This window comes from Streptomyces sp. NPDC026515 (assembly GCF_055567595.1).
In genome coordinates this window covers 331,111-354,016 of sequence record NZ_JBVHQD010000001.1, presented here as the reverse complement: position 1 = coordinate 354,016, position 22,906 = coordinate 331,111, and the positions used below count along the sequence as shown (strand labels likewise).

Here is a 22,906-nt window from a genome sequence, read left to right as displayed (position 1 = left end):
GCGGCGGCCGTTGAGGACGCACGCCACGGTGAAGGCCGCCGCGGCGAGCAGGGCCGCCGCGGCCAGGGGCAGCGGTGACAGCGGGACCCGGTGGCGGGTTCCGGCCGTGCGCGGTCCGCCGGCGCGCGAGGCGGTCGGGCCCGCGCGCCGGGGCCGCGCATCGGCTGCGCCCCGCACCCTTGTAGGTTGGCCGGTGTGAGTGAAGTTCCCACGCGCCCCAGCGACAGTCCCTTCCGGCCGGAGCCCACCAGGCGGGACGAGGCGCCTCAATTCGTGCTGCCGCTCGTCGTGCGGATCGAGAAAGCGGCTCCGCCCGCCCGCACCGACGCCCTGGAGACCGCCGCCCGGGCCGTGCTGACCATGCTCAGTGACCCGCGGGCGCTCGGGGACGGCGAATGGGCGCAGGCGATCCGGGACTGGCAGGACGCCCGGATCCGCAAGGTCGTGCGGCGGGCCCGGGGGGCCGAGTGGCGGCGGGCCGGGGAGCTGCCCGGGATCACCCTCGCGGGGAAGTCCGCCGAGGTGCGGGTGTTCCCGCCGGTTCCCCTGGACGGCTGGCCCAGGGAGCTGGCGAAGTTGCAGGTGTCCGGGACGGAGCTGGACGACCCCGAGCCGCCCGCCGAAGCCGACCGGGCGCAGGCCGTGCTGTGGCTGAACCCCGAGTTGGAGATGTCCGCCGGCAAGGCGATGGCTCAGGCCGGGCACGGGGCCCAACTGGCCTGGTGGGCGCTGCCGGAGGAGGAGCGCGAGGCCTGGCGCGAGGCCGGGTTCCCGCTCGCCGTGCGCGGCGCCGATCCCGCCGCATGGCGTGAACTGACCGGCAGCGGACTGCCGTTGGTTCGGGATGCCGGGTTCACCGAAATCGCCCCGGGCAGCTGCACCGTCGTCGCGGACCATCCGGCCCTTCGCTGACCTGGGCTTTTTTGACTACCCTGACGAACTTTGCCGTTTGTTTGAACATCGCCGCCGTCCCGCCCGTACGTCCGGTCACTGAACCAGCGACACGGGGAGGACTCCCTTGCGGCGTTTCAACGGTACGGCCATGATCATGGCGGTCCTCGCCGCCACGCTCGGCGCCCTCGCCTACCCCGTGTGGTCCTACGCCGACCGCTCCGGCACCGGGCAGGCGAACCTGGCGGCGGGGACCGTGGCCACCCAGTGGGGGCCGCTGACCGCCTCGGACCGCGACCTGATCGTGCGGGTCCGGCTGGCCGGGCTCTGGGAGCTGCCGGCCGGGCAGCAGGCCATCGAGCGGGCGCCGAGCGCCGAGATCAAGGAGGCCGGGGACCATCTGATCGTCGGCCACACCGATCTGGACCGGCGGGTCCGGATCGTCGCCGGGCAGCTGGGCGTCGAACTGCCCGACGTGCCCAACGAACAGCAGCAGGGCTGGCTCCAGGAGATGTCGACGGCGACCGGCGCGGAGTACGAGTACAAGTTCGTGAACCTGCTGCGCGCCGCACACGGCAAGATCTTCCCGGCGATCGGCACGGTACGGAACACCACCCGCAACAGCCTGGTGCGGCAGTTGGCCTCGGACGCCAACCAGACCGTGCTGGACCACATCACGATCCTGGAGAAGACCGGGAAGGTCGACTTCGACGCGATCGCCAACGAGGTCGCCGACTCCACCACGGCCAGTCCGACCGGCCCGGCGGTGCCGGCGCCGGGGGTGGTGGTGCCCTCCGCTCCGGCCGCGCGGGCCGGCGGTGACGTGCGGGTCACGTCCAGGCCCTCGCCCGGCGCGCCGGGCACGGTGAACACGGCACGCCCGGACCCGGTGGACTCGCTGGGTGTGCTCGGCGGATAGCCGGCTCAGCTCCCCGGAGCGCGGACCCGAACCTCAAATGTTGCTCTGAAGCGGCAGGCAACGAGGTTCGCGGACGCGCTCCGGGGCCATACCCCCGTCAATCGGAGGAGGGGGAGGACCATGGTCCTGGAGCGGCTGGGAACGGGCATCGGCTGGCGGCCGGAGATCGCGGACGCCGTGGAGCGCATGCCCGGTGTCGACTGGGTCGAGGTCGTCGCCGAGAACACCTGCCCCGATCACCTCCCCGAGTCGCTGCGGCGGCTGCGCGAGCGCGGGGTGACGGTCGTACCGCACGGTGTCTCCCTCGGCCTCGGCGGCGCGGACCGCCCCGACGAGCACCGGCTCACGGCGCTCGCCGAGCGGGCGGAGGCGCTGGGGTCCCCCCTCGTCAGCGAGCACATCGCGTTCGTCCGCGCGGGCGGGCCGCTGACGGCCTCACCGCTGCTGGAGGCGGGACACCTTCTCCCGGTCCCCCGCACCCGGGACGCGCTCGACGTCCTCTGCGAGAACGTCCGGATCGCCCAGGACGCGCTGCCCGTGCCGCTCGCCGTCGAGAACATCGCCGCGCTCATCTGCTGGCCGGGCGAGGAGATGACCGAGGGGCAGTTCCTGTACGACCTCGTCGACCGCACCGGGGTACGGCTGCTGATCGATGTGGCGAACCTGCACACCAACCGCGTCAACCGGGGTGAGGACCCGGCCAAGGCGCTCGCCGAACTCCCCGTCGAGGCCATCGCCTACGTCCATGTCGCGGGCGGCTTCGAGCGGGACGGTGTCTGGCACGACAGCCACGCCCACCCGGTGCCCCCGGAGGTCCTGGACGTGCTGACCGACCTCGCCTCCCGGGTCGCCCCGCCCGGAGTGCTGCTGGAGCGGGACGAGAACTTCCCCGGACCGGCCGCGCTGGAGCGGGAGCTGGCGGCGATCCGCGGGGCGGTCGCGGCGGGGGGCGCGCAGACCGGCCGCCGGTTCGCTCCCCCGCCGCCCGTGGCCGCGCCCGAGCTGACCGACGCCGCCCGGCAACGCGTCGGGCTGGGTCAGACGGCTGTGCTGTCCTCACTGGTCGCGGGGACCCCGGTACCGGAGGGGTTCGACCGGGTGCGGATGGGAGTGCAGGCGCGGGCGCTGGCGTCCAAGCGGGCGGACGTGGTGGCGAAGGTGGCGCCGGAGCTGCCGGAGATCCTGGGGGACGCCTACCGGCCGGCGTTCCTGGCGTATGCGCAGGTCCGGCCGATGACCGGCGGCTACCGGCGGGACGCGCTGGACTTCGCGGAGCGGTTGCTGCGCGAGGGGCGGACGGAAGGCTGGGCCTCGCGCCGCCGCCTGGAGAAGTGGTGGCGGGACCGGGCGGGCGCCACGCCCCGGCGAAGGGCACTGCTGCGGCGGGGGTGAACACGGCGCATCGCCAGGGCGCGGGGATGCGGGGGACATGCGGCTGCCGCCGCGGGGGGCGGGACCGGCCGGCCACGGGCCGCACCCGACATCCGGCCCCAAACCATCACCACCCCCTCGACCCGGACCGCGCTCCACCCCCTCGGTAATATGCCAAACCCGCACAGCGAAGCCCCAGCCGTGCGGTGCAGGAGGCATCATGCGCGCGCGTCCCCGACCCCCCGTCCGAGGCCGAGGCCTATTCACCGGCACCGGGTTGATCATCACCTGTCTCGCGGCGACCCTCGCCGCCCTGGTCTTCCCGGTCTGGTCGTACGCCGACCGCTCGGACCCGACCGGCTCGGTGAACGTGCTGAGCGCCCAGACCGTGTCGACCCGCTACGGCCCGCTGTCCGCCCTGGACCGGGACCTCGTCGTCAAGGTGCGGCTCGCCGGGCTCTGGGAGCTGCCGGCCGGGGAGATGGCGGAGCAGAAGGGCACCACCCAGGCCGTCCGGGCCGCCGGGCAGCACCTCATCGACGGACACACCACCCTGGACGCCCATGTGCGCAGCGTGGCCGGCGTGCTCGGCATACCGATCCCCAACCAGCCCAACGACCAGCAGCGGCAGTGGCTCGCCACGCTGGCCGGGGCACAGGGGCAGGACTTCGACCGGCAGTTCGCGAACATCCTGCGGCTGGCCCACGGCCGGGTCTTCCCGGTCGTCGCCCAGGTCCGGGCCGACACCCAGAACATCCTGGTCCGCGGTCTCGCCGACGACGCCAACACCACCGTCCTGGACCACATCAAGATGCTGGAGGCCACCGGGTACGTCGACTTCGGCGCGCTGGCGCAGCAGTTGGCGGCCACTCCTTCCCCCGCCGTCTCACCGCCGGTCTTCGCGCCGGGCGACGCGATCCCGGTCACACCGTCCCCGGTGCCGGGCCCGCAGACGGCCTCGGCCTACCCGCTGCCGCCCGCCGCCTCCAGTCCCCCGCCGCCCGACAGCCCCTGACCTGCACGAAAGTGGAACGTCACATACCGACAACGCTCGGTCCGGAATGTGAAAAGGGCATGGCGTTTCCCAAGCCCCTGGCATAGAAACGCGTCATGTTCTGGGTCCTTCTCCTGCTGCTGGCGTGGGCCGTCGCCGGCACGGCCTGCACGCGGCTGTGCCTGGCCGCCGTACGCACCGCGGCCACCGGCACGGACCCGGGCCGAGGCCACGACCTGACGCTGTACGAGGCCGCGTTCCTGTCCGGCGGGCCCGCGCGGGTCGCCGATCTGACGCTGGTGTCCATGGCCCGCCAGCAGCGGCTGCTGCTCGCCCACACCGGCTGGGCGACCGTCGTGGACCCGCGCGGGCGGGACGAGATGGAGCGCTCGGTGATAGGTGCCATCGGGCCCGAGGGGCAGTCGCGGATAGCGCCGGTGCGGTCGGCCGCGGCCGGCGCGGACGCCGTGCGGAGCCTCGGCGAGGGGCTGGTGCGGGCCGGGCTCGCGGTGCCGGACGCGGCGGCACGTACGACGGTCGCGTCGGGCGTGCGTCAGGTCCGGGCCGCCGCGGTCGCCGTGACCGGCCTGGCGGTGGCCGCCCTGCTGTTGCCCGCCCCGACCGAGATGCCCCGCGACCTGGTCGCCGTGTGGTTCGCGCTGCCCCTCACGCTGACGCTGAGCTGCCTGGGCATCGCCCGGTTCGAGGTGCACCCCTACGCACGCTGGGCCTCCCCGGCCGGCCAGCGGCTGCTGGGCGGACTGCACCGCCGGACGAACCGGGCGGCCGACGACCACTCGTTCCTCGCCTCCGTCGCCGTCCGCGGCATCCGCGCGATCGGTGAACCGGAGCTGCGTGCGGCCTTCGCACACCGGGACCAGCTCCCGCGGGAGTGAGCGGGGGCGTACAGGGGCATTGGCGCCGACACCGGCCGCCGGTGCTTGCCTTCGCCGGCAACCGGTCGAAATATCCCTTTTACTGCTGCCGTGCAGTCGCTGCGGTGCCGTTGCTGCCGCGCCACGCAGCGACCGCACCGAAGGGATACGCCATGAGAGCCCCCGCCCTGTACTCGGCAGCCGGGTCCCTGATCCTCACCACCCTTGCCGCCGCCCCGGCCGGGAGCGCCCCCCGCGTCCCGGACGCGACGGCCGAACTGCGCGGTACCGCAGTGGCCGCCGCACGGGCGCGCGAGGAGGGCATCGACTTCGGCACGTGCGCCGCCGCGCTGGACTACCCGAGTTCCTTCCAGTGCGGCACACTGAGCGTCCCGCTGGACTACGCGCATCCGGACGGCAAGCAGATCAGACTGACCGTCAGCCGGGTGCGGGCCACCCACAAGGACCCGCACAACAGCAAGCGCAAGGTGCCCCGGCAGGGCGCCCTGGTCTACAACCCGGGCGGTCCCGGCGCCTCCGGCATGGACTTCCCGATGGTCGGCGTGCTCCCCGAGTGGAAGCGCCTCGCCGCCGCCTACGACCTGGTCGGCTACGCCCCGCGCGGGGTGGACCGTTCGGCGCCGCTGTCCTGCGTGGACCCCAAGCGCTTCTTCAAGGCGCCCGCCCCGTCGCCGACGCACCCCTCGGCCGCGTACAAGAAGGCGCGGGTCGCGGAGGCGAAGGCGTACGCGCGCAGCTGCCTCAAGCGCTCCGGGAACAAGCTGAGGTACTTCACCTCGCTCAACAACGCCCGGGACCTGGACGTGCTGCGCGCCGGGCTCGGCGAGAACCGGCTGACCTTCATGGGTGCCTCCTACGGCACCTACTTCGGCGCGCTGTACGCCACCCTGTTCCCCTCGCACGTACGGCGGATGGTGCTGGACTCGGCGGTGAACCCCGACCCGGCGCAGATCTGGTACCGCGCCAACCTGGAGCAGTCGGCCGCGTTCGAGAGCCGCTGGGCGGACTTCCGGGCGTGGATCGCGCGGCACGACGGCGCATACGGGCTGGGGAAGACGGCCGCGAAGGTGCAGGCGAGCTACGACCGGGCGAGCAAGCGGCTGGCCAAGAAGGCGGCCGGCGGGAAGGTCGGGCCGGCGCAGTTGCAGAGCGCGTTCCTGTCGGCCGGGTACTACGACGACTACTGGCCGAGCCGGGCGGAGGCGCTCTCGAAGTTCCTGAAGGGGGACGCCAGGCCGCTGGTCAGGCTGGCGGCGCCGACGCCCGCGTCGGCCGCGGCCGCGGAGAACGGCAACGCCGTCTACACGGCCGTCGAGTGCAACGACGCGGCCTGGCCGACCGACTTCAGGACCTGGGACCGGGACAACACCCGGCTGGCCCGGGTGGCGCCGTTCGAGACCTGGGACAACGCCTTCATGAACCTGCCGTGCGCCTACTGGCCGGCGCCCCGGCAGAAGGCCCTGGACGTGCGGACCGGTCCCGGCGAGCTGGCGCCGACGCTGATCCTGCAGGCGGAGCGGGACGCGGCCACGCCCTACGCGGGCGCGCTGGAGATGAACCGGCGGCTGGCCGACTCGGTGCTGGTGACCGAGCGGGACGCGGGCACCCACGGCATCGGCGGCGGCCCCAACAAGTGCGTCAACGGCTATCTGGAGGCCTATCTGCTGGACGGCCGGCTCCCGGAGCGGCGGGCGTCCTGCGCGGGGCACCCGGAGCCGAAGCCGGCCGGCCGGGCCCAGCAGAAGAAGCTGCGGGACTCCCTGAAGGGCATGGCCGGCCGGCGCTGAGCGTCGTCAGGCGAGGCCCGCGACCAGTTCCGCGACGTCCTTGCGGCGGCCCGTGTAGAACGGGACCTCCTCGCGGACGTGCATCCGGGCCTCGGACGCCCGCAGGTGGCGCATGAGGTCGACGATGCGGTGCAGCTCGTCGGCCTCGAAGGCCAGGATCCACTCGTAGTCGCCGAGCGAGAACGAGGCGACCGTGTTGGCGCGCACGTCCGGGTAGCCGCGGGCCATCTTGCCGTGGTCCGCGAGCATCCGGCGGCGGTCCTCGTCGGGCAGCAGGTACCAGTCGTACGAGCGCACGAACGGGTACACGCTGACGTAGTTGCGCGGCGTCTCGTCGGCGAGGAACGCCGGGATGTGCGAGCGGTTGAACTCGGCGGGGCGGTGCAGCGCCATGTTCGACCAGACCGGCGTGAGGGCGCGGCCGAGCTTCGTGCGGCGGAAGAGGTTGTACGCCTCCTGGAGCTGGTCGCTGTCCTCGGCGTGCCACCAGATCATCAGGTCGGCGTCGGCGCGCAGACCGGAGAGGTCGTAGGTGCCGCGCACGGTCACGTCCTTGGCCGCGAGCTGGTCGAACAGCTCCTGGACCTCGTCGGCGTAGCCCGTGCGGTCCTCGGGCAGTACGTCCTTCAGCTTGAAGACCGACCACAGGGTGTAGCGGATGACCTCGTTGAGGTCCTTGGCCAGCTTGCCCTTGTTCGGGATCCGCTCGGCGGCGGTGGTGGGGGCGTCGTCACTCATGGTCCTTATTCTCCCGCTCCGCCGTGCAGGCTCTGCACCGGGTGGGCGGTGAGCTCGCGCACCGCCGTCAGGTCACCGCCCAGCTGGTCGACGGCCGCGTACGCGCTCGCGATGCAGGCGGGGATGCCCACCCCGTCGTACGGGGCGCCGCAGACCGCCAGGCCGGGGAGCGCGGCGACGTGCTCGCGGACGCGGGCCACGCGCGCGTGGTGGCCGACGGGGTACTGGGGCAGGCCGTCGGTCCAGCGGGTGACACGGGTGGCGACGGGGGTGGCGGTCAGGCCGGTGGCCGCGCGCAGGTCGTGCCGGGAGAGGTCGACGAGGTCGCCGTCCGCGCGTCCCAGCACCTCCGTCTCGCCGTACCGCCCGACCGAGGTGCGCAGCACGACGACGTCCGGGTCCTCGTCGGCGATCCAGCCCCACTTCTGCGAGGCGAAGGTGGATGCCTTGATGGTGCGACCGTCGACGGGCGGCACCAGGAAGCCGCTGCCCTCGGGCAGGGCGAGGTCGGCGCGGCGGTAGGCGAGGGTGACCAGGGCCATCGAGGCGTACTCGACGGCGGCCAGTTCGGCCGCGGCGGCGGGCGCCTCGGCGCGCAGCAGGCCGGCGGCGACGGGCGCCGGGACGGCGACGACCACGGCGTCCGCGTACCGCACCCGGCCGCCGGCGACGACCCGCCACCCGGTGTGCGGGCCGTCCGCCCCCGCGCGGTCGCGGTCGAGGTCGCCGGACGCGCCCGGTGCCACCCGGCGCAGCTCGGTCACGGGGGCGCCGGTGACGATCTCGCCCCCGCGCGCCCGCACCGACGCGGCGACCGCCGGCGGCAGGGTGCCGACGCCGCCCTCGATGCCCATGAACACCGGGCCCGTCTGGTGGTTGGCGGCCGCCTTGGCCTGGATCTCGCGGACGGCCCCGGTCAGCGAGTCGTGCGTCCTGGCGGCCTGGTAGAGCTGCGGGACCGCCGAGCGCATCGAGATGCGGTAGGCGTCGCCCGCGTAGACCCCGCCGAGCAGCGGCTCGACCAGCCGGTCGACGACCTCCCGGCCCAGCCGCCCGGCCACGTACTCCCCCACCGCGACGTCGTCGCCGACCTCGGTGCGGGGCAGCTCGGCATCGCGCTCGACACGTGCCAGGCCCTCCTCGGACAGCACGCCGGACAGCGCCGCGGCGGTGCCGGGAACGCCCATGACATGGCCCTTGGGCATGGGACGCAGGGCGCCCCGGGTCCAGATCATGGCCGTGGCGGTGGCCGGTGGCCGCAGCCGGTCGCCGAGACCCGCCTCGCGCGCGAGGGCGACCGCCTCGGGCCGGCGGGCCAGCATCGACTCGGCGCCCAGGTCGACCCGTACGCCCGCGATCTCGCCGGGCAGCAGCTTGCCGCCGACTCTCTCCGAGGCCTCCAGCACGGTCACGCGCAGGCCGCGCTCCAGGAGCCGGTGGGCCGCGGCGAGCCCCGCGATCCCGGCACCGACGACGATGACCTGTCCCGTGTCCGTTGCGCTCATGAGCCCACTCTCTCAAACGCCACCGGCGCTCCCGACCCGGCCCGGTGACCGGGGCGCGTCCGGACCGTGACCGCATCGGGACCGTCGCGTCCAAACGTGCCGCACCGCCCCGGCGTCGAAGGAGCGTCAGTAATCACCACCCCCGGGGGGAACCATGCGACATCCCGTACGACCCGTCCTCGCCGGCCTCCTGCTGGCCGCCGCCCTCGTCCTGACCGGATGCAGCGCGGACGGCAGCTCCGCCGGCGACTCCGGCGACGCCAAGTCCGCCGTGGGCGCCGCCGCGCCCCAGGAGGCGGCGCAGGGCTCGGCGGGCGCCAAGGACAGCGCCGGCAGAAACACCGACAGGGCCCCCACGCTCACGGTGAACCGCATCATCCGTACCGCCTCCCTGACCGTGCAGGTCAAGGACGTGCCCAAGGCCCTGGAGGAGGCCCGCACCACGGCCGAGAACGCCGGCGGCTATGTCGGCGACGAGACCACCACCCGGGGCTCCCAGGGCCGTGAACGCACCCGCGTGGTCCTGCGGGTCCCCACCGAGAAGTACGACGAGGTGCTCACCGACCTCCAGGGCGCGGGCAAGCTCCTCGACCGCACCGCCAAGGCCCGGGACGTCACCGACCAGGTGGTGGACGTGGACAGCCGCATCACGTCGCAGCGGGCCAGTGTGGCCCGGGTCCGGGAGCTGATGGACCGGGCCACCAAGCTCAGTGACGTGGTCACCCTGGAAGGGGAGTTGAGCAGCCGGGAGGCCGACCTGGAGGCGCTGCTCGCCCGGCAGGCGTCCCTGAAGGACCGCACCGGCCTGGCCACCATCACCCTGTCGCTCACCGAGACGCCGGTGACGAGGGCCGCGAAGGACGACACGCCCGGGTTCGTGGACGCGTTGGCGGGCGGCTGGCACGTCTTCGTCACCATGCTGCGCTGGATCGCCCTGGCGCTGGGCGCGGCCCTGCCGTTCGCCGCCCTGGCGGCCCTGGCCGCGTTCCTGTGGTGGCGGGTCGTCCGCCGGCGCCGCACGCCCGGTGGGGAGACCTGAGGAAGCCCGAAATTCCGCCGCGCCGTAGCGTGTTCGCATGGACATGAGCGGTGGACGGGAACGACTGGTGGTGATCGGCGGGGACGCCGCGGGCATGTCCGCGGCGTCCCAGGCGCGCCGGCTGCGGGGACCGGACGAGCTGGAGATCGTGGCCTTCGAGCGCGGCCGCTTCAGCTCCTACTCGGCCTGCGGCATCCCCTACTGGGTCGGCGGTGACGTGGCGGAACGCGACGAGCTGATCGCCCGCTCGCCCGAGGAGCACCGGTCGCGCGACATCGACCTGCGGATGGGCACCGAGGTCACCGGGATCGACGTGGCCGGGAAACGGGTACGCGCGCGTGACCTCGCTTCCGGCGCCGAGTCCTGGACGCCGTACGACAAACTCGTCATCGGGACCGGCGCCCGGCCGATCCGTCCCGACATGCCGGGCGTGGACGCGCCGGGGGTGCACGGCGTGCAGACCCTGGACGACGGCCAGGCGCTGCTCGACACGCTGGCACGCACGCACGGCCGTCGCGCGGTGGTCGTCGGCGCCGGCTACATCGGCGTCGAGATGGCCGAGGCGATGATCAACCGGGGCTACGAGGTGACGGTCGTCAACCGCGGCAGCGAGCCCATGTCCACGCTCGACCCGGACATGGGCCGCATGGTGCACGAGGCGATGGAGGGCCTCGGCATCACCATGGTCAACGACGCCGAGGTCACCAAGGTGCTCACCGGCGAGGACGGCGGTGTCCGCGCGGTGGCCACGGAGGACGGCGAGTACCCGGCGGACGTGGTGATCCTCGGCATCGGCGTCCGCCCGGAGACGAGCCTGGCCCGGGCGGCGGGCCTGCCCGTCGGCGAGCGCGGCGGCCTGCTCACCGACCTCGCGATGCGGGTCCGCGGCCACCAGGACATCTGGGCGGGCGGCGACTGCGTGGAGGTCCTGAACCTGGTCTCGGGACAGGAGCAGTACGTCCCGCTGGGCACCCACGCCAACAAGCACGGCCAGGTCATCGGCACCAACGTGGGCGGCGGTTACGCCACGTTCCCGGGTGTCGTCGGCACGGCCGTGAGCAAGGTCTGCGACCTGGAGATCGCCCGCACCGGCCTGCGCGAGAAGGACGCGCTGCGGGCGGGCCTGCGGTTCGAGACGGTCATCATCGAGTCCACCAGCCGCGCCGGGTACTACCCCGGCGCCAGCCCGATGACCGTCAAGATGCTCGCGGAACGCCGCACGGGCCGCCTTCTCGGCGTCCAGATCGTGGGGCGGGAGGGCGCGGCCAAGCGGGTCGACATCGCGGCGGTGGCCCTGACGGCGAACATGACCGTGGAACAGATGACGGCCCTGGACCTGGGCTACGCGCCCCCGTTCTCGCCGGTGTGGGACCCGGTACTGGTGGCGGCACGGAAGGCGGCGGTCAAGGTGAGCGCCCGGTAGGGGGCGCGGGGCTGTGCCGACGTGCGGCCACCGCCGCGTGGACGCGACCAGTGCCCGGGCACCCGCACCGCGTCCTACGGCGTGTGGCGAAAGTCCCGTCGTTCGCCCGAAGGGCGGGCCGTGCGGCGTCAGGCGCGTGCTCCCGTCGCGCCGGGCGGAAGTCCTCGTACGGGATGTACTCGGGCCTTCGCCCGGTGCGGCGAGCGTGCGTGCACGGCGTCGCACCGCAGACGGGACTTTCGCAACACGCCCTAGCTAGGCCGTCCCGCTGATCCGCGGCAACGACGTCACCCCCGCACCACCCGGCGCGGTGGCCGGAGGCTGCGGTTCGGTCCCCGGCCGCGCCGCGTGCGCCGCCGGCCGGGTCGACCGCAGCCGGTTGCTCACCGCCTCGTCCAGCGTCACCGGCCGCTGCATCTGCGCCGCCAGCCGTCCCGCCTCCTGACCGAGCCGCGCCACGTCCTCCCAGGGCAGCCGCACGACGAGGGAGATCTCCGCCTCGCCGTCCGGCATGGCCTGCATGGGAGGGAACCCCTGAGAAGCAACCCGCTCGTTCATCGCCTGGTCCTCACGTCGCCTGGAACCTCGCCCGAGGCTCATCGGTCGCAAGGACATACGCACCCGCGCGCGCCGACGTTCACCGGGCCGCCTCACGCTTCGGGCGCCCCCGCCCTGGGCACTAGTGAGCTGTGGTCATCCCCGTCCATGACGTCAACCCGGTGCGGCGCACGCCGTACGTGACGTACGCGCTCATCGCCGCGAACATCCTCGTCTTCCTGTTCATGCCCGGCATATCCGGCTCGGTGGCCGGCAGCAGCGATCTGGCCCAGCTGTGCCATCTGCAGGCCTTCACGGACCACTACGCCGCGGTGCCCAGGGAGCTGATCCACCATCAGATGCCGGGGCTGGTGCCCACCGGCACCGTGGGGGTCGGCCGGAACGGCCCCGGCTGTGTCGTCGGGCCGCCCGCCTACGACAAGTCGCCGGTGCTGTCGGTCTTCACGGCGATGTTCCTGCACGGCAGTTGGCTGCATCTGCTGGGCAACATGCTGTTCCTGCTGATCTTCGGCAACAACGTCGAGGACCGGATGGGCCACGTCCGGTACTTCCTCTTCTACGTCGTCTGCGGCTACGCGGCCGGCTACGGCTTCGCGCTCCTCAACGACACCTCGGCGGACCCGCTGATCGGCGCGTCCGGCGCGATCGCCGGCGTCCTGGGCGCCTATCTCGTCCTCTATCCGAGGGCCAGGGTCTGGGTGCTGGTCCCGTTCCTGGTCTTCCTGCCCCTGCGGCTGCCGGCCTGGCTGGTGCTGGGCTTCTGGTTCGTGCTCCAGGCCGTGTACTCGTCCGGCGAGGGCGTCTCGGACGCCGGCACGGTGGCATACGCGGCGCACATCGTCGGCTTCCTCGTGGGCATGCTGCTGGCCTGGCCGCTCAAGCCGGGCACGCCCCCGCCGCCGGAACCGCGCGGCCTGCTGTTCGGCAGACGGGCCCGGCCCCGGCACGGCTGGTAGCGGACCGGGTCAGCGGGCCGTCCGGGTGTGGACGTACTCGACCAGCCGGGTCAGCGCGTCCGGGTCGGTGGACGGCATCACGCCGTGGCCGAGGTTGAAGACATGGCCTTCGAGGCCGGCGGCCGCGTCGAGCACCTCGCGCGCCTTGGCCTCCACCGCGTCCTTGCCCGCGAACAGGACGGTCGGGTCGATGTTGCCCTGGAGCGCCTTGCCGGGCCCGACCCGGCGGGCGGCCTCGTCGAGCGGGACGCGCCAGTCCACGCCGACGACGTCCGCGCCGGCCTCACCCATGAGGTTCAGCAGCTCGCCGGTACCGACGCCGAAGTGGATGCGCGGGACGCCGTACCCCGAGACGGCCCCGAAGACCTTCGCGGAGGCGGGGAGCACCGAGCGGCGGTAGTCGGCGGGGGCCAGCGCGCCGGCCCACGAGTCGAAGAGCTGGACGGCGGAGGCGCCGGCCTCGATCTGGACCCTGAGGAACGCGGCCGTGATGTCGGCGAGGCGGTCCAGCAGGTCGGCCCAGAGTTCCGGGTCGCCGTACATCATCGCCTTGGCGTTCTCGTACGTGCGCGAGGGGCCGCCCTCGACGAGGTAGCTCGCGAGGGTGAACGGGGCGCCGGCGAAGCCGATCAGCGGGGTCGGTCCGAGCTCACGGGTGAGCATGCCGATCGCCTCGGTGACGTACGAGACGTCCTCGGGGGTCAGGTCGCGGAGCTGGGCGAGGTCGGCGCGGGTGCGGACCGGGTGCGCGACGACCGGGCCGACGCCGGGCTTGATGTCGAGGTCGACACCGATCGCCTTGAGCGGCACGACGATGTCACTGAAGTAGATCGCCGCGTCCACGTTGTGCCGGCGCACGGGCTGCAGCGTGATCTCGGTGACCAGCTCGGGCCGCATGCACGACTCCAGCATGGGGATGCCCTCGCGCACCTTGCGGTACTCCGGCAGCGAGCGGCCGGCCTGCCGCATGAACCACACGGGGGTGTGCGGCACGGGTTCACGCCTGCACGCCTTGAGGAAGGCACTGTCGTACGTCGCTGTCGGCTGCTGGCCCGCGGGGCTACCGTTCGCACTCACGACGGCAAGTCTCGCACGGCCCCGGACCCGGCGTGACCGCGCCCTTAGGTGGTGTCTCTCCCTGCGCGAAGGCGTCGTTCCCCTTACTCTTCCCCGCATGGCTGCGGCTCAGGGACGACTGTCGGACGGCGCTGGCGGAACGGGCGAGGGGAAAGGCACCGAGGAGGGCGAAGGACATAAGGGGAGTACGGCGCCACCGGCCTTCCGGGCCGCGGTCGACGCGCTGCGCGGCGCCCGGCTGCGGCCGCAGGTCGAGGTGGAACCGACGCCCGCACCGCAGCGTCTGGCCCCGTTCGCGTACGCCGTGGAGGCAGTGGTCGTCGACGGCGACCAGGACCTCGCCGACGGCCGTCTGGTGCTGCTGCACGATCCGGCCGGGCACGACGCCTGGCGGGGCACGTTCCGGCTGGTCACGCTGGTGCGCGCGGAGCTGGAGCCGGAGATGGCGGCCGATCCGCTGCTGCCGGACGTCTGCTGGTCGTGGCTCACCGGTGCCCTCCAGGCGCGCGGTCTGTCGTACGGGGAGCCGAGCGGGACCGTCACGCGGGCGAGTTCGCACTACTTCGGCGGGCTGTCCGAACGCCCGGCCGCCTCACAGATCGAGATCCGGGCCTCCTGGACGCCCCGGGAGGGCCGCGCCGGGGTCCCGGACACCGCGGCGCACCTCACCTCCTGGTGCGACCTGCTGGCACAGGTGGCGGGACTGCCGCCGGCCGCTCCCGGCGACGCGTCGGTGGTCACGCTGCCGCAGCGCCGTGACCCGCAGGCGCGCTAGACACCGCGTCCGGTCTCCCGTCCGTCACGAACGGGAGACCCGTTCACCCGGACCCCGGCGACCCACCCCTCGTTGACCATCTCTTTGTCGATACGGCCACTTTCTGTCCCGTACGACAACAGGCCGAACCGATTCGATCTTCGGATGATCGATCGCATGTCCGATTTGCGCGAATTATTGCTCACTAAATCGTGATCATTCTCTAAAGGCGGACGGGTTTGATGCCGAAGACGACTGTGACCTTGAAAGCACGGTTCGTCCCGGCTTCTTCCCCACAAGCCGGCCCCGTCCCCCACCCCAGGAGGCCTGGTGTCCGTTCTCCTTGAGCAGCCCGCAAGCCTGGTCGCCTACCGCCCGAACAAGCCCACCGCCATGGTGGTCGTGGCCGACCCGCGCGTCCGCTCCACCGTCACCCGCCACCTGTGGGCGCTCGGCGTGCGCGACGTCATCGAGGCCTCGTCCATCGCGGAGGCTCGTCCCCGCATCGGCAACCCCCGAGACATCTGCGTCGCCGACGTCCACCTCCCCGACGGCTCCGGCCTCACCCTCCTGTCCGAGACCCGCGCCGCGGGCTGGCCCAACGGCCTGGCCCTGTCCGCCGCCGACGACATCGGCGCGGTGCGCAACGCCCTGGCCGGTGGGGTCAAGGGCTACGTGGTCACCGGCACCCGCACCAACATCGGGCTCCCCACCCGACCGGGCGCCGCGCCCATCGGTTCCGCCGCCGCGCGTATGCACCGCCGCCCCCCGGGTGCCCCGAGCCACCCGGGCGGCTACCGCGAGCTCTCCGGCCGTGAGGTCGAGGTGCTCCGACTGGTCGCGGAGGGCCAGTCGAACAAGGCGATCGGTGTCTCGATGGGTCTGTCCGCCCTCACCGTCAAGAGCCACCTGGCCCGGATCGCCCGCAAGCTCGGCACGGGCGACCGCGCCGGGATGGTCGCCGTCGCCCTGCGCACCGGCATCATCCACTGACCGTCCGTTCATCCCGCACTCCACCGTTCAGCGACGTGAACCGGATCGGCCGCTGATCCGCTGTCACGTCTTACGGCGACGTCCCCCGTTCGTGGACCTGATCTTTCACCGAGCTGACTGGTTTACGACCCCCCGGCGCCCGTCGACGGAACGTTCCGTCGACGGGCGCCGTCCACACACAGATACCCTTGACATGTGACCGACGCCCAAGACACCGCAGCAGACAGTTCACTGCGCACCACCGGGGGCACTCCCCCGGACGAGGCCGGATCTTCTGTGACGGGGGCGCCGATTCCCTTGCTGGAGCCGCGTGAGGGCATTCCGCCCGTGGTCACGGACGAGGATGCGCTCGCCCGCGTGGTCGCGGCCTTCGCGGCCGGCTCCGGCCCCGTGGCCGTCGACGCCGAGCGCGCGTCCGGCTACCGCTACGGGCAGCGCGCCTACCTCGTCCAGCTGCGCCGCGAGGGCGCCGGCACGGCGCTGATCGACCCCGTCGCCTGCCCCGACCTGTCCGGCCTCGGCGAGGCGCTGGCCGGTGTCGAGTGGGTGCTGCACGCGGCCACCCAGGACCTGCCCTGTCTGCGCGAGATAGGCATGATGCCCGGCAGCCTGTTCGACACCGAGCTGGCCGGGCGGCTCGCCGGGTTCCCGCGGGTCGGGCTCGGGGCGATGGTCGAGAGCGTCCTCGGTTTCGTCCTGGAGAAGGGCCACTCCGCCGTCGACTGGTCGACCCGGCCGCTGCCCGAGCCGTGGCTGCGGTACGCGGCCCTCGACGTCGAGCTGCTCGTCGATCTGCGCGACGCCCTGGAGAAGGAGCTGGACCGGCAGGGGAAGCTGGAGTGGGCACGGCAGGAGTTCGACGCGATCGCCTCCGCGCCGCCGGCCGAGCCGCGCAAGGACCCCTGGCGCCGGACGTCGGGAATGCACAAGGTGCGGCGGCGCCGGCAGCTCGGTGTGGTGCGGGAGCTGTGGCAGACGCGGGACCGGATCGCGCAGAAGCGGGACGTGTCGCCCGGCAAGGTGCTCAGTGACGCGGCGATCGTGGAGGCCGCGCTGGCGCTTCCGGCGAACGTGCACGCCCTCGCGGCGCTGAACGGCTTCGGACACCGGATGGGACGACGGCAGCTGGAGCAGTGGCAGGCGGCGGTGGACCGGGCCAAGGCCCTGCCGGACGCCGGGCTGCCGCTGCCGGGTCAGCCGGTGACGGGTCCGCCGCCGCCACGGGCGTGGGCGGACAAGGACCCCGCGGCGGCCGCGCGGCTGTCCGCCGCGCGGGCCGCGGTGACCGCACTGGCCGAACAGCTCACCATGCCCCAGGAGAACCTGATCACGCCCGACACGGTGCGCAGGCTCTGCTGGGAGCCGCCGAAGACCGTCGACGCCGAGGCGGTGGCGGTGGCTCTGGCGGGCTACGGCGCCCGCCCGTGGCAGGTGGAGCAGGTGACGGCGGCTTTGGTGACGGCGCTGACCGCCTAGATCGTGTTGCGAAAGTCCCGTCGTTCGCCCGGAGGGCGGGCCGTGCGGCGTCAGGTGCGTGCTCCCGGCGTGCCGGGCGGAAGGCCTCGTACGGGATGTACTCGGGCCTTCGCCCGGTGCGGCGAGCGTGCGTGCACGGCGTCGCACCGCAGACGGGACTTTCGCAACACGCCCTAGTAGCGCCGGTCCGGCGGATCAGGGCGCGGTAGGCCGACGGCGCCTCATCGGCGCCGGTGAGCGGAGTCCGGTCGAACGCCGGGGACGGTGGACGACCGGCGACAACGCCGCCGGGGCCCCTCCGGGCAAGGGCGTGGCAGGCCCCGCGTCCCGGCGTGATCCGCCGGACAGGCTCTGGCCGGTCCGCACCCGGCAGGGGTGCGGAAACGGAACCGGGACGGACGTCGAGATCACGCCAACGTTGCATGACGGCACGACCAGCGGGAACAGCGCGACCACCACGTTCACGGCCTCGGTGCGTGTGACCTTCGCCGCTCCGCCCGCCAGGGGTGGGCAGTCACGTTACTCACAAGTAGCATGGGGCCTGAGCGCGCTCAGCGCATCGCAGCAGTGCCATCCCGCACCCTGGAGGAGAGCCAATCGTGCCTCGTACCGTCAGGGATGTCGTCTTCGTCGACGGCGTCCGTACCCCGTTCGGCAAGGCGGGCCCGAAGGGCATCTATCACGAGACCCGCGCCGACGACCTCGTCGTGAAGGCGATCCGGGAGCTGCTGCGCCGCAACCCCGGGCTGGACACCAAGAAGATCGACGAGGTCGCCATCGCCGCGACCACGCAGATCGGTGACCAGGGCCTGACCATCGGCCGTACCGCGGGCATCCTCGCGGGCCTGCCGACCTCCGTGCCCGGCTACTCCATCGACCGCATGTGTGCCGGCGCCCTGACCGCCGTCACCACGGTCGCCGGTTCGGTCGCCTTCGGCGCGTACGACATCGCCATCGCCGGCGGTGTCGAGCACATGGGCCGCCACCCGATGGGCGAGGGCGTCGACCCGAACCCGCGGTTCGTCAGCGAGAAGCTGGTCGACGAGTCGGCGCTGTTCATGGGCATGACCGCCGAGAACCTGCACGACCGCTACCCGCAGATCACCAAGGAGCGCGCGGACGAGTACGCGGTGCGCTCGCAGGAGAAGGCCGCCAAGGCGTACGCCGACGGCAAGATCCAGGCCGACCTGGTGCCGATCTCGGTGCGCCGGACCAACCCCGAGGGCGGCGAGACCGGCTGGGGTCTGGTCACCGCCGACGAGCCGATGCGTCCCGGGACCACCCTGGAGAACCTGTCGGGTCTCAAGACGCCGTTCCGTGTGCACGGCCGGGTCACCGCCGGTAACGCGGCCGGTCTGAACGACGGCGCCACCGCCTCGCTCATCGCGAGCGAGGACTTCGCCCGTGAGAACAACCTGCCGGTCAAGATGCGGCTCGTGTCGTACTCCTTCGCCGGTGTCGAGCCCGAGGTCATGGGCTACGGCCCGATCCCGGCCACCGAGAAGGCGCTCGCCCAGGCCGGGCTGAGCATCTCCGACATCGGTCTGTTCGAGATCAACGAGGCCTTCGCCGTGCAGGTGCTGGCCTTCCTCGACCACTACGGCATCGCGGACGACGACGAGCGCGTCAACCAGTACGGCGGCGCCATCGCCTTCGGTCACCCGCTCGCCTCCTCGGGTGTGCGTCTGATGACGCAGCTGGCCCGCCAGTTCGAGGAGCACCCGAACGTCCGCTACGGCCTGAACACCATGTGCGTCGGCTTCGGCATGGGCGCGACGGTCATCTGGGAGAACCCGCACTTCGAGGGGGACAAGTGAGCAGCACCGCCGAGCTTTTGAAGCAGGCCTCCGACCTGTTCCCCGACGAGGTCGTGACGTCGGCGCACGTACGCCACTTCGACCTGCCGTCCGGGGCCGGCCGCTTCGCGCTGATCACCCTGGACAACGGCCTGGACCACACCAAGCCGACCACCTTCGGCCCGGCCTCGCTGGCCAACCTCAACACCGCGATCGACCAGGTGGAGAAGGAGGCGGCCGACGGCACGATCGTCGGTGTCGGCATCACCGGCAAGCCGTTCATCTTCGCGGTCGGCGCGGACCTGAAGGGCGTCGAGCTCCTCAAGGAGCACGAGCACGCGCTCGCCATCGGCAAGGGCGGCCACGAGGTCTTCAAGCGCCTCGCGGGCCTGGCCGTGCCGACCTTCACGTACTACAACGGTGCCGCCATGGGCGGTGGCGTCGAGGTCGGTCTGCACTGCACGTACCGGACCGTCTCGAAGGCCATCCCGGCGTTCTCGCTGCCCGAGGTCTTCCTCGGTCTGGTGCCGGGCTGGGGCGGCTGCGCGCTGCTGCCGAACCTGATCGGCGCCGACAAGGCCGTCTCGGTCATCATCGAGAACAGCCTCAACCAGAACAAGCAGCTCAAGGGGCAGCAGGTCTTCGACCTGGGCATCGCCGACGCCCTCTTCGAGGGTGCCGACTTCCTGGAGCAGTCGCTGATCTGGACCGCCCAGGTGCTGAAGGGCGACATCGAGGTCGAGCGTCCGGTGATCGACCGCGGTGAGGCCTGGGACCAGGCCGTCGCCAAGGGCCGGTTCATCGCGGACTCCAAGGTGCACGGCGCCGCCCCGGCCGCCTACCGCGCCCTGGACATCATCGCCGCCGCCAAGAACGGCGACCTCCAGCAGGGCTACGACGCCGAGGACCTGGCGCTCGCCGACCTGATCATGGGCGGTGAACTGCGCGCGGGCATCTACGCGTTCAACCTCGTGCAGAAGCGCGGCAAGCGTCCGGCGGGTGCGCCGGACAAGAACCTGGCGCGTCCGGTCACCAAGGTCGGTGTCGTCGGCGCCGGTCTGATGGCCTCCCAGCTCGCGCTGCTCTTCCTGCGCCGCCTCGAGGTGCCGGTCGTGCTGACCGACATCGACCAGGACCGCGTCGACAAGGGTGTGGGCTACGTCCACGCCGAGATCGAGAAGCTGCTCGGCAAGGGCCGTATCAACCAGGACAAGGCCAACCGCCTCAAGGCACTGGTCACCGGTGTGCTGGACAAGGCCGAGGGCTTCGCGGACGCCGACTTCATCATCGAAGCGGTCTTCGAGGAGATCGGCGTCAAGCAGCAGGTGTTCGCGGAGGTCGAGGCGGTCGCCCCGGCGCACGCGATCCTGGCGACGAACACCTCCTCCCTGTCGGTGACGGAGATGGCGTCGAAGCTCAAGAACCCCGAGCGGGTCGTGGGCTTCCACTTCTTCAACCCGGTCGCGATCCTCCCGCTCCTGGAGATCGTGCGCGGCGAGCGGACCGACGACGCGGCGCTGGCCACCGCCTTCGCCGTCGCCAAGAAGCTGAAGAAGACCGCGGTGCTGGTGAAGGACGCCCCGGCGTTCGTCGTCAACCGCATCCTCACCCGCTTCATGGGCGAGATCCAGAACGTCATCGACGAGGGCACCCCGGTCGAGGTGGCGGAGAAGGCGGTGGAGCCGCTGGGCCTGCCGATGTCCCCGCTCGTCCTGCTCGAGCTGGTCGGTCCCGCCATCGGTCTGCACGTCTCGGAGACCCTCAACCGGGCCTTCCCGGACCGCTTCACCGTCTCCCCGAACCTCGCGGCCGTCGTCAAGGCGGGCAAGCGCGGCTTCTACGTCTACGACAGCGGGAAGCCGGAGCTGGACCCGGAGGTCGCCGCGCTGCTCGAGCAGGGTGACGTGGTCCTCAGCGAGGAGCAGGTCCGTGACCGCGTCCTGGACGCCGTCGCCCAGGAGATCGGGCTCATGCTCGACGAGGGTGTCGTCGCCGAGGCACAGGACATCGACCTCTGCCTGATCACGGGCGCCGGCTGGCCCTTCCACCTGGGCGGCATCACGCCGTACCTGGACCGCGAGGGTGTCTCCGGCCGCGTGAACGGCAAGAAGTTCCTGGCGCCCGGCGTGGCTTCGGTCCCGGCGTAACACCCCGGGAGCGAAGGGGCCTTCCGCGTACCGCGGAAGGCCCCTTTTCCGTGCTCGTGCCCCTGTCAGAAGGAGCCGCCGTAGTAGGACACGGGTGACGCCGCCGCGGCGGAGACGTTCATGACGGTGAAGGGGACCCGGGTCACCGGGGACTCCGTGCCCGCCCCGTCGACGGCGAAGACGTCGACGACGTGCGGGCCCTCGCTCCACGGCCACCCCGATTCCCACGTCCAGCCGCCGTTCGCGGCGACCGGCGCGCCGCTCAGCAGCATCCCGTTCTCCCGGAATCCCACCTGCACGGCGCCCGCGGCGGAGCCGCTGAAGACGACGTGCGAGTCCAGGACCTGCTCATGGGCCACGGGCTCCAGCACCACCGGCGCCGTGGCACTCGGCCCCACCGTCGACACCATCGGCGCCGGGGCGCCGGGACTCGTCGGGGTGACGGGCCCCGGCACGGAGTCGACGGCCGTGAAGCGGACTTCGGTGCGGCCCGACTGGTAGCCCACCGCGTCCACGGCGTAGATCTTCACCGGGTGCTCGCCCTTGCTCCAGGCTCTGCCCAGTTCCCAGGACCACGTGCCGTCGGGGCCGACATCGCTCTGCCCGAGGTACTTGCCGTGCTCCCAGACGATCACCCGCAGGGCACCCGCCGCACGCCCCGTGAACCGCACGGCGTCCCGGCGGACCTGCGACCTCGGCGCGGGTGCCGTCACCACCGGGGCCGGGAAGTCGGCGCCGCGCACCGTGGCGGTGGCGGACAGGTAGGAGTCGATGGCGGACCGGTCCCGGTCCGGCTCCTCGAAACCGTTGCGCACGAAACCCAGCCGCGGGGCGATGCCGTCGATCAGGAAGTTGACGATGCCCATCAGCAGGGGGACGTTGCGGCCCGCGACCTGGGTGTGGTCGGCGATGTGCGGCGAGTCGCTGAAGACGAAGTTGAAGTTCTCGTAGTGCTGGAAGAGACCCAGGTAGGGCTCCACCTGGACCGGATACTGGTCGTCCTGCGGCGAGGAGACCAGGTAGATGTTGGCCGAGCGGTGGACACCGGAGCGCGCCAGGTCGGGGATGAGCGCGTCCATGATCCGCACGTTCTCCTCCGGCACGGCCTCGCCGAGCATGAAGCGGGCGACGCGGGGATGCACGGTCTTCACATAGGTACCGACGGCCAACTGGGGCGCGATGGCGACGATGTTCCTGAAGCCGTACTTCAGGCCGAAGTAGAGGGCCGCGCTGCCCCCCTTCGAACCGCCCCACAGGGTGACGGAGTCGGTGGTGAGGTCGAGGGCGGTCATCACCTTCGAGATCAGCCCGATCACGGACTGCTCCAGGGCGAAGTCCATCTCCCTGCAGAGGTAGTAGCTCTGGCTCCCGGCGAAACTGTCCCGGATCCAGAGGATGTTCGCGCGCAGTTTGTCGAACACCCCGTTGGACCAGCCGTAGTCGGCCGGTGCGGAGAAGTTGGCGAAGACGACGACCAGGTGCCGGTTGCCCTTCTGGGCATGTGCGAACCGGTACTCGACCGGAAACGCTCCCGAGGCTTCGATACCGGTGAGCAGCTGCCTCCCGTTCGAGGGTGCTGGGGGCAT

At 72.3% G+C, this 22,906-nt stretch carries 19 protein-coding genes; 14 read left to right on the top strand and 5 right to left on the bottom strand.

The features are described from left to right. Positions 1 to 195 precede the first annotated feature (195 nt). The 6 genes from ACZ4O3_RS01480 (at position 196) to ACZ4O3_RS01455 (ending at position 6,858) form a co-directional block, all read left to right on the top strand. On the top strand, positions 196 to 912 hold the full coding sequence (locus ACZ4O3_RS01480; RefSeq protein ID WP_467720763.1) for a peptidyl-tRNA hydrolase: 717 nt from the start codon (positions 196 to 198) through the stop codon (positions 910 to 912). A gap of 106 nt (positions 913 to 1,018) precedes the next feature. Then, the gene (locus tag ACZ4O3_RS01475; protein ID WP_467720762.1) at positions 1,019 to 1,810 is read left to right on the top strand and encodes a DUF4142 domain-containing protein; all 792 of its coding nucleotides are present in this window, start codon (positions 1,019 to 1,021) and stop codon (positions 1,808 to 1,810) included. Between the two features lie 126 nt (positions 1,811 to 1,936). Continuing rightward, positions 1,937 to 3,202 (top strand): MbnB/TglH/ChrH family RiPP precursor modification enzyme, encoded by a 1,266-nt coding sequence (locus ACZ4O3_RS01470; RefSeq protein WP_467720999.1) that lies wholly within the window; start codon positions 1,937 to 1,939, stop codon positions 3,200 to 3,202. Positions 3,203 to 3,401: 199 nt separating this feature from the next. Next, positions 3,402 to 4,196, top strand: a complete 795-nt coding sequence (locus ACZ4O3_RS01465) for a DUF4142 domain-containing protein (RefSeq protein WP_467720761.1) — start codon at positions 3,402 to 3,404, stop codon at positions 4,194 to 4,196. A gap of 95 nt (positions 4,197 to 4,291) precedes the next feature. Beyond that, on the top strand, positions 4,292 to 5,071 hold the full coding sequence (locus tag ACZ4O3_RS01460; protein ID WP_384997021.1) for a TIGR04222 domain-containing membrane protein: 780 nt from the start codon (positions 4,292 to 4,294) through the stop codon (positions 5,069 to 5,071). 152 nt (positions 5,072 to 5,223) lie between these two features. Beyond that, entirely contained in the window at positions 5,224 to 6,858 is a 1,635-nt protein-coding gene (locus ACZ4O3_RS01455) for an alpha/beta hydrolase (protein ID WP_467720760.1), read from the top strand. 6 nt (positions 6,859 to 6,864) lie between these two features. Here the strand turns inward: ACZ4O3_RS01455 and hemQ are convergent, their stop codons facing one another. Both hemQ and hemG read right to left on the bottom strand, forming a co-directional pair. Further along, positions 6,865 to 7,596 (bottom strand): hydrogen peroxide-dependent heme synthase, encoded by a 732-nt coding sequence (gene hemQ / locus ACZ4O3_RS01450; RefSeq protein ID WP_467720759.1) that lies wholly within the window; start codon positions 7,594 to 7,596, stop codon positions 6,865 to 6,867. A 5-nt stretch (positions 7,597 to 7,601) separates the two neighbouring features. Next, positions 7,602 to 9,101: a protoporphyrinogen oxidase gene (hemG, locus tag ACZ4O3_RS01445; protein WP_467720758.1), complete on the bottom strand. Its 1,500-nt coding sequence runs from the start codon at positions 9,099 to 9,101 to the stop codon at positions 7,602 to 7,604. Positions 9,102 to 9,255: 154 nt separating this feature from the next. Here hemG and ACZ4O3_RS01440 point away from each other — a divergent pair, with 154 nt between their 5' ends. Further along, positions 9,256 to 10,140, top strand: coding sequence for a DUF4349 domain-containing protein (locus tag ACZ4O3_RS01440; RefSeq protein ID WP_467720757.1), 885 nt, complete (start codon positions 9,256 to 9,258; stop codon positions 10,138 to 10,140). A 37-nt stretch (positions 10,141 to 10,177) separates the two neighbouring features. After that, positions 10,178 to 11,563 (top strand): FAD-dependent oxidoreductase, encoded by a 1,386-nt coding sequence (locus ACZ4O3_RS01435; RefSeq protein WP_467720756.1) that lies wholly within the window; start codon positions 10,178 to 10,180, stop codon positions 11,561 to 11,563. Positions 11,564 to 11,818: 255 nt separating this feature from the next. Here ACZ4O3_RS01435 and ACZ4O3_RS01430 read toward each other — a convergent pair whose 3' ends face one another. Then, the gene (locus ACZ4O3_RS01430; protein ID WP_467720755.1) at positions 11,819 to 12,121 is read right to left on the bottom strand and encodes a hypothetical protein; all 303 of its coding nucleotides are present in this window, start codon (positions 12,119 to 12,121) and stop codon (positions 11,819 to 11,821) included. Between the two features lie 131 nt (positions 12,122 to 12,252). On the opposite strand from ACZ4O3_RS01430, the gene ACZ4O3_RS01425 reads away from it, so the two are divergent. After that, positions 12,253 to 13,077, top strand: a complete 825-nt coding sequence (locus tag ACZ4O3_RS01425) for a rhomboid family intramembrane serine protease (protein ID WP_467720754.1) — start codon at positions 12,253 to 12,255, stop codon at positions 13,075 to 13,077. A 9-nt stretch (positions 13,078 to 13,086) separates the two neighbouring features. On the opposite strand, the gene hemE is transcribed toward ACZ4O3_RS01425, so the two are convergent. After that, a complete protein-coding gene (gene hemE / locus ACZ4O3_RS01420; RefSeq protein WP_362729020.1) occupies positions 13,087 to 14,154 on the bottom strand; it encodes a uroporphyrinogen decarboxylase in 1,068 nt (355 codons plus the stop codon). Between the two features lie 97 nt (positions 14,155 to 14,251). On the opposite strand from hemE, the gene ACZ4O3_RS01415 reads away from it, so the two are divergent. From ACZ4O3_RS01415 to ACZ4O3_RS01395, 5 genes are all read left to right on the top strand, one after another. Further along, entirely contained in the window at positions 14,252 to 14,929 is a 678-nt protein-coding gene (locus tag ACZ4O3_RS01415; protein WP_362729022.1) for a DUF3000 domain-containing protein, read from the top strand. A 309-nt stretch (positions 14,930 to 15,238) separates the two neighbouring features. After that, a complete protein-coding gene (locus ACZ4O3_RS01410) occupies positions 15,239 to 15,901 on the top strand; it encodes a response regulator transcription factor (protein ID WP_123973178.1) in 663 nt (220 codons plus the stop codon). A gap of 195 nt (positions 15,902 to 16,096) precedes the next feature. Continuing rightward, positions 16,097 to 17,377 (top strand): HRDC domain-containing protein, encoded by a 1,281-nt coding sequence (locus tag ACZ4O3_RS01405; RefSeq protein WP_467720753.1) that lies wholly within the window; start codon positions 16,097 to 16,099, stop codon positions 17,375 to 17,377. 599 nt (positions 17,378 to 17,976) lie between these two features. Further along, entirely contained in the window at positions 17,977 to 19,194 is a 1,218-nt protein-coding gene (locus tag ACZ4O3_RS01400) for a thiolase family protein (protein WP_362727149.1), read from the top strand. Next, positions 19,191 to 21,320 (top strand): 3-hydroxyacyl-CoA dehydrogenase NAD-binding domain-containing protein, encoded by a 2,130-nt coding sequence (locus tag ACZ4O3_RS01395; protein WP_467720752.1) that lies wholly within the window; start codon positions 19,191 to 19,193, stop codon positions 21,318 to 21,320. The genes ACZ4O3_RS01400 and ACZ4O3_RS01395 overlap by 4 nt, the downstream gene beginning before the upstream one ends. A gap of 65 nt (positions 21,321 to 21,385) precedes the next feature. Here the strand turns inward: ACZ4O3_RS01395 and ACZ4O3_RS01390 are convergent, their stop codons facing one another. Beyond that, positions 21,386 to 22,906: a hypothetical protein gene (locus tag ACZ4O3_RS01390; protein WP_362728339.1), complete on the bottom strand. Its 1,521-nt coding sequence runs from the start codon at positions 22,904 to 22,906 to the stop codon at positions 21,386 to 21,388.